Below are 6,813 nucleotides of genomic sequence, written 5' to 3'. Positions count from 1 at the left end.
AGAATCCATGCGTAAAAAACTAAAAAATAATCACTAAATTTAACCACAGATGAATCGATTTTGAGCACTTACTTTGCTATGCTCACTTTCATCCGCTGCGAGTGGCTCACTTTATCCGTCCTATCCAACCATATAAGGAGTGGCAGTTTTTTGCAAAAATCAGCACTTTCAATAGCCCGTGGATAGTAAGCTTTGTTGCCGTCTTCGTAGGCAAAAAGCCAAAGTTCATTTGTGTTTATTTTTTGTTCATGCCACAGGTTGATGACTGCTCTGCCAACTTCCTCATGTCGTAAATGTCTCGTGTATTCTCCGAAAGGACTATGGGTGATGATAAGGTCATAATTTTTTTGTGGTAGCAAATCTAAAATCGTCTCTTCTACTAAATGTGATGCTAAAGGAATCTGTTCGGGGCCATCATCCAAATCGCCCATCACACCATCTGCACCATAATTATCAAGTATTTTTTTGAATTTGGGAGCTCTGTCTGGATCATTTTTTCTGCATAAACTTGCCACAAACCAATGGTCGTTTGGATGCATTAAGATCTCACCACCACACCACAGCGTTTCATCATCGGGATGCGCTACAATTACCGCCTTATTTTTATTGGGTTCCATACGTTTCAATTTTCTGGATCAGGTTATTCATAACCACTTTTGATAATGGTAGATATCATCTTGAAACGTTCATTGGCTTTAATGGTGTTTTTGGAATGTGCCGGAATAATAATAGACTCACCCGAAATAAGACTAAATAAGTTGTCATCAATCTGAACTTCGGCTTGACCTTCTATGATTTGAATAAAGTGATCAAACCGCGATAGCTTTTCGGTGATTTGTTCTCCACGGTCAATAAATACGGCACTCACATTGCCGGTTGGTCTTTTTAGAATGGTTTTCATAACTATTCCGTTTGGAACATAGTGATCCAAGTCTACAACAGTGAAAATTTTCGATTTCTCAAAATCAGCAGTATCCATCTTAGGTGAATTGAGTGATAAATGTTTGAATTAGTGATGGTTCTCTATCCTGTAAATAGCCAATTAAAATTCGTTAATTTTTATTGATGAGGTGTTATATCGGACAACGGAAGAATTGTAAGATTCCCACATTTATAAGAAGGAATATAAAATAAGTATTTAAGTGAAAGACAGACTTTAGGATGTTTTTGTGCGATGGAATTAAGAAAACAATGTTAATTAATGTCCCAACAATTAAAGATCCTCTAAGTTTTTAAGCTTTTTATTTTTAAGCGATTTAAAATAGGAGGGTGCCAGGCCTGTAACTTTTTTAAACTGATTGGAAAGATGTGCTACGCTGCTATAATGCAATTGATAGGATATTTCGGTCAAATTCATGTCTTCATAGAGCAATAACTCTTTGACACGTTCAATTTTGTGATTGATGATATACTGTTGGATGGTGATTCCCTTAACTTCAGAAAACGTATTGGCCAAATAGGTGTAATCATAGCCTAGTTTTTCACTGATATAATCAGAGTAATTTACCTTAGGCATATCCTTCGAATAATGGATCATTTCGATAATTACTGCCTTGATTTTTTCAATCAGAATATTTCGTTTATCGTCAAGAAGTTCAAGGCCATATCTTTTCAAATTTTTAGCGAGTTCTTTTCGCTTGGAATTGGTAATGTTCTCCTTGATTTCAATGGTTCCAAGGTCTACTCTTAAACAGTGCATTCCAATTTTTTCGAGTTCTTGTTGGACGACCATTTTACAACGTAAACTCACCATGTATTTGACGTATAAGAACATGAATGTCTTTCTTTTATATAATTGTTTCCTTGTTAATCAATGAGCCAATCAATGGGATTGAAAATTTTAGTTTTAGTCAATAAAGTTCAAAACTGTTCAATTAAGACTCTAATAACAAGTGACTTAAGGGTTGGGCCTAAAGGAAAATCAGTATTTGTTACAATAAAATTACAAAATTAATATACAACTTAATGGCTTTATCGGATTAAGTGTTAACACTGTCCCCACACAATTGATATGACCAGCAACACTTCAAATAGTCTTGACTATTGAACCTATTGAATCTGTGAAATATGTAATGATTCATAACATTTATGTAGCATAAAAGTGATGATTCATTCGCATCTTTATACTAGCGATAGTGACATCCAAAACCTAACTGCGAAGTCCGTTGGATTTTAATGTTCAAATAGTTCCCTGATCCTACCAATCCGCTGGTCTCTCGAATAAATGATGAAGAAACATACTTGAAACCTTTCGGTACACTAATTTTTAAAATATCATATTATGAACGATAAACTCTATCCATTAAAATTTGAACCAATCTACCAATACCGATTATGGGGTGGGAGACGATTGGCCCATTTACTGTCAAAGCCACTTCCTAAGGATGAACCTGTGGGTGAAGCGTGGCTATTGAGTGATCGAAAAGATCATGCGAGCAAAGTTGTAGATGGACCGTTAAAAGGAAAAACCATTACGGAATTGATGCAAAAATGCCCTGTAGAACTAATGGGCGAAAATAATGCGCACTTCAAACGTTTTCCACTCTTGTTGAAATTTCTGGATTGTCATGAGGTCTTGTCGGTGCAGGTGCATCCTTCCGATGACCAAACGGCCTATATTCCTGAAGGCGATACCGGAAAAACGGAAGCTTGGGTCGTTTTGGAAACAGCAGACGATAGCATTATTTACTCAGGTTTGAAAAAAGGAACCACTAAAAAGAATCTGATGGAAGCTATTAAAACGAACTCAGTTTCTGAGAAACTGCACAGGTTCATCCCTAAAATTGATGATGCCGTTTTTATTCATTCTGGAACTGTGCACACCTTGGGTGGTGCCGTAGTTTTTGAAGTACAGGAAAACAGCGATGTGACATTTCGACTTTACGATTGGGATAGAAAAGATCCCAAAACAGGAAAATCACGGGAACTTCAGGTAGAGAAAGCGATGGCTTGTATTGATTATAACCAGGTGGAAATTGGACCAATTATTCCTGTGAAAAGCACAGAGGTTAAAAACGCAGAGCTGCTTTTTGACAATGAACACTTTAAATTATGGCGCATTGAGAGTGATACACAAGTTGATGTAGGTTTTAAAGATGAGCCAGTTATTTTGGTCTGTATCAACGGCAAAGGAACAATGCGCTATGAAAATAAAGACTACTCAATTTCAAAAGGAGAAGTGATGTTGTTGCCAGCTATTGTGGGGCAACTTGAGCTTCATCCCAATTCGGAGATCACGGTACTACAAATAGCAATTCCCCAAAAGAACGATAAGTCATGAAAAACTTAATTATTTTTGATTTGGACGGTACATTGGCCAAAAGCAAATCGCCAATAGACCAAGAAATGTCCGAACTTTTTAAAAGTTTACTCAATGTCGCTCATGTGGCTATTATCTCTGGTGGCGACTGGCCGCAATTTGAGAAGCAGGTATTGGACCATCTTCCCAAAAGCACCTTGCTGAAGAAGTTGGCCATTTTACCTACTTGCGGCACCAAGTTTTACCAATACAAAGAGGATTGGAAAAAACTCTATGCTGAAAACTTCACTGATCAGGAAAGAAAGCACATATTGGACAGCTTACATACAGCACTCGAAGCCTCCGATTTGGACATAAATAAAACCTGGGGAGCACAAATCGAAGATCGCGGCAGTCAGATCACTTTTTCAGCACTTGGTCAACAAGCCCCGCTCGAAGAAAAGAAGGGCTGGGATCCTGATTTTGTAAAACGTAAAAAGGTAGTTGATCTTCTTAAAAAACCTTTAAAGGGATTTTCCATTGGCATGGGGGGAACGACTTCAATAGATATTGTAAAACCCGGAATTGATAAGGCCTATGGGATACATAAACTCGAGGAAATCTTGGGTTTTGGAATTCCTGAAATGCTATTTATTGGAGATGCTCTATTTGAGGGAGGCAATGATTATCCAGCACGAAAAACAGGTGTGGATTGCATCCAAGTGAGAGATGCTGAAGAAACCAAAAGCATCATCCAGACCATTATCATGTGCACAAAAGATCCAAAAAAAAGTAAATAGTTATGATGCCCTTTAAATTACACCGAATTTGTACGCTGATGGAACCCGAAAAAGGAAATGCGTTTGAAGTAGAAGGTGTGCTTAATCCCGCCGTAACCCGTGGTCCGGATGGCGAACTTTATATCTTTCCGCGTTTGGTGGCCAAGAATAACTATTCGAGAATTGGGATTGCCAAAGTGAACTTTAATGATGATGGAGATCCGGTAGGTGTAGAGCGTCTGGGTATTGCATTAGAGCCCGAAATGGATTATGAAAAACGTCCAAATGGCGGTGGCGGCTGTGAAGACCCAAGAATTGCCTATGTAGAATGCGTTGAACATTATATCATGACTTATACGGCGTATGGACCAAAAGGACCGCGTATTGCCATGGCCAGATCAAAAGATCTTTTTACATGGGAACGTTTGGGACTCGTATGTTTTACGCCTTATGAGGATGTTGATTTTAACGGCATTGATAATAAGGATGCGAGCTTTTTTTCAACTGATCTCCCGAGTCCGCATCAGCACATGTCTTTGGCCATGTTGAATCGCCCCCTTTTTCCTAATACGCGACCAGAGGAAATTGTACAAAACGATGATATCCACAAAAGTGATCAACCCCGAGAAAGTATTTGGATTTCCTATTTCAACCTGAAAAAAGGAAAGGATACTTCATTGGAAAATGCAAGATTCACCTCGCATCATTGTTTGGCGCATCCCGAATACCCTTGGGAAAATCTAAAAATAGGCGCTGGTGCTCCGCCCATTTTGACAAAACATGGGTGGTTACTTGTATATCATGGAGTCCAAAAACATGAAGATTGCACTAAAGATCAGCCCGCATTTTATTACTCTACGGGTGCCATGATTCTCTCTGAAAAGAAACCTCAAAAAATCCTATACCGATCACCAGAACCGATTTTGATTCCCGATCTGCCTGACGAAAGAATTGGAACTGTTGGCAATGTGGTATTTCCGACCGGAACCGATCGTCGAGATGATATTGGCCAACCCAATCGCATTGATGTGTACTACGGCATGGCTGATAATAGAATAGGCGTCGCCAAAATGTTTATTCCAGATGATTTACCGACAACAAGGAAATAATAAAACTGAAATTGACTTCATCTATTTTCGCCAATGCTTATAGGCATTGATCAATCCATTGGTGGACGCATCATGTGATTCGATTTTTTTGTCATTTTCCAGTTCTGGCAATACTTTTTTAGCCAATTGTTTCCCAAGTTCCACACCCCATTGATCAAAGCTGAAAATATTCCAGATGACGCCCTGTACAAATATTTTATGTTCATAAAGTGCGATGAGCGCACCTAAAGAAAACGGCGTGATCTCTTTGAGCAAGAAGGAATTGGTAGGTTTATTTCCCTTAAAAACTTTAAAGGGAATCAGTTTTTTCTTTTGAGCCTCATCCATGTTGTCGTCTTTCAGTTCAGCGGCTACTGTTTCGGCATTTTTTCCATTCATTAGCGCTTCCGTCTGAGCGAAAAAATTTGAAACCAAGATAGGGTGGTGTTTTCCAATTGGATTGTGGCTAATGGCAGGCGCAATAAAATCACAAGGAATGATATGCGTGCCCTGATGGATCAATTGGTAAAAGGCGTGCTGGCCATTGGTTCCTGGTTCGCCCCAAACTACGGGTCCAGTACTATAGGTGACATCGCTACCGTTTCTGTCGGTATGTTTGCCATTGCTTTCCATATTCCCCTGTTGGAAATAGGCTGGAAAACGGTGCATGTATTGATCGTAAGGTAAAATGGCTTCCGTTTCAGAGCCAAAGAAATTGGTGTACCATATTCCGACAAGTGCCATAATCACGGGAATATTTTCTTTAAAATCGGCGGTTTTAAAATGAAGATCGGTGGATTCGGCTCCTTTGAGCAATTGTTCAAAATTGTCATAACCGATGGTGAGCGCAATCGAAAGTCCGATACTGCTCCAAAGACTGTAACGTCCGCCTACCCAATCCCAAAACACGAACATGTTTTCGGGAGCAATTCCAAAGGCTTTGACGCCTTTTTTATTTGTAGACAATGCTACAAAATGCTTGGCTACTAATTTTTCATCCTTGGCAGATTTCAAAAACCAATCCCGCGCCGTGTGCGCATTGGTCATGGTTTCTTGGGTGGTAAAGGTTTTAGAAGCTATGGTGAAAAGCGTTTCTTCAGGATTCAGGTGTTTCAGTGTTTCCACAATTTGAGTGCCATCAACATTTGAAACGAAATGCGCTTTGATGCCTTCTATCCAATAGGGTTTCAGTGCCTCGGTGACCATAACCGGACCCAGATCACTTCCTCCAATGCCAATGTTGACAATGTTCTTGATTTTTTTACCACTATAACCTTTCCATTCGCCATTGTGGATTTTCTTGCAAAACGCTTTCATTTTCTCCCGGGTCTCTCTAATTTCTGGTATAATGTCTTCGCCATCAATCGTCATCGGTTGGTCCGAGAAGCTTCTTAACGCGGTGTGCATGACCGCCCGATCTTCAGTTTGGTTGATTTTTTCGCCGGCAAACATGGCTTCCCGTGCTTCTTTTACCTTGCATTCATCTGCCAGTTGTAAGAGCTTTACAAACGTTTTTTCGCTGATGATGTTTTTGGAATAGTCAAAAAGAATGTCGCCAAAATAGAGGGACATCTTTTCAAATCGTTTTGGGTTTTGTTTGAAAAGGTCTTTCATTTGGACCTCATTCATTTCTTTTTGGTGTGCAACCAATGCTTTCCATGCGGTAGTTTTGGTGGGATTTATTTTTGGAAACATAATCTGATATTTT

Annotated in this window: 7 protein-coding genes; 3 read left to right on the top strand and 4 right to left on the bottom strand. The window is 39.4% G+C overall.

The features are described from left to right. Nucleotides 1–68: 68 nt before the first annotated feature. The 3 genes from G6N06_RS17910 to G6N06_RS17900 form a co-directional block, all read right to left on the bottom strand. Nucleotides 69–617, bottom strand: a complete 549-nt coding sequence (locus G6N06_RS17910; protein ID WP_163518075.1) for a PIG-L deacetylase family protein — start codon at nucleotides 615–617, stop codon at nucleotides 69–71. Nucleotides 618–640: 23 nt separating this feature from the next. Beyond that, nucleotides 641–901 carry a cupin domain-containing protein gene (locus G6N06_RS17905; protein WP_236027407.1) on the bottom strand — a complete coding sequence of 87 codons (261 nt, stop codon included), beginning with the start codon at nucleotides 899–901 and terminating at the stop codon, nucleotides 641–643. A gap of 312 nt (nucleotides 902–1,213) precedes the next feature. Continuing rightward, entirely contained in the window at nucleotides 1,214–1,774 is a 561-nt protein-coding gene (locus G6N06_RS17900; RefSeq protein WP_205334794.1) for a helix-turn-helix domain-containing protein, read from the bottom strand. Between the two features lie 507 nt (nucleotides 1,775–2,281). On the opposite strand from G6N06_RS17900, the gene manA reads away from it, so the two are divergent. From manA to G6N06_RS17885, 3 genes are read left to right on the top strand one after another with little or no spacing between them, the layout of a single operon-like run. Further along, entirely contained in the window at nucleotides 2,282–3,280 is a 999-nt protein-coding gene (gene manA / locus G6N06_RS17895) for a mannose-6-phosphate isomerase, class I (RefSeq protein WP_163518073.1), read from the top strand. Then, nucleotides 3,277–4,038, top strand: coding sequence for an HAD-IIB family hydrolase (locus G6N06_RS17890; RefSeq protein WP_163518072.1), 762 nt, complete (start codon nucleotides 3,277–3,279; stop codon nucleotides 4,036–4,038). The genes manA and G6N06_RS17890 overlap by 4 nt, the downstream gene beginning before the upstream one ends. Nucleotides 4,039–4,040: 2 nt before the next feature. After that, complete coding sequence (locus G6N06_RS17885; protein ID WP_163518071.1) at nucleotides 4,041–5,126, top strand: glycoside hydrolase family 130 protein; 1,086 nt, start codon at nucleotides 4,041–4,043, stop codon at nucleotides 5,124–5,126. Nucleotides 5,127–5,147: 21 nt separating this feature from the next. Here the strand turns inward: G6N06_RS17885 and pgi are convergent, their stop codons facing one another. Next, the gene (pgi, locus tag G6N06_RS17880) at nucleotides 5,148–6,800 is read right to left on the bottom strand and encodes a glucose-6-phosphate isomerase (protein ID WP_163518070.1); all 1,653 of its coding nucleotides are present in this window, start codon (nucleotides 6,798–6,800) and stop codon (nucleotides 5,148–5,150) included. Between the last annotated feature and the right edge of the window lie 13 nt (nucleotides 6,801–6,813).

Source organism: Gelidibacter japonicus, assembly GCF_010725055.1.
GTDB lineage: Bacteria > Bacteroidota > Bacteroidia > Flavobacteriales > Flavobacteriaceae > Gelidibacter > Gelidibacter japonicus.
The sequence above is the reverse complement of the archived record's forward strand: the minus strand, read 5'-3'. Positions and strand labels throughout refer to the sequence as shown.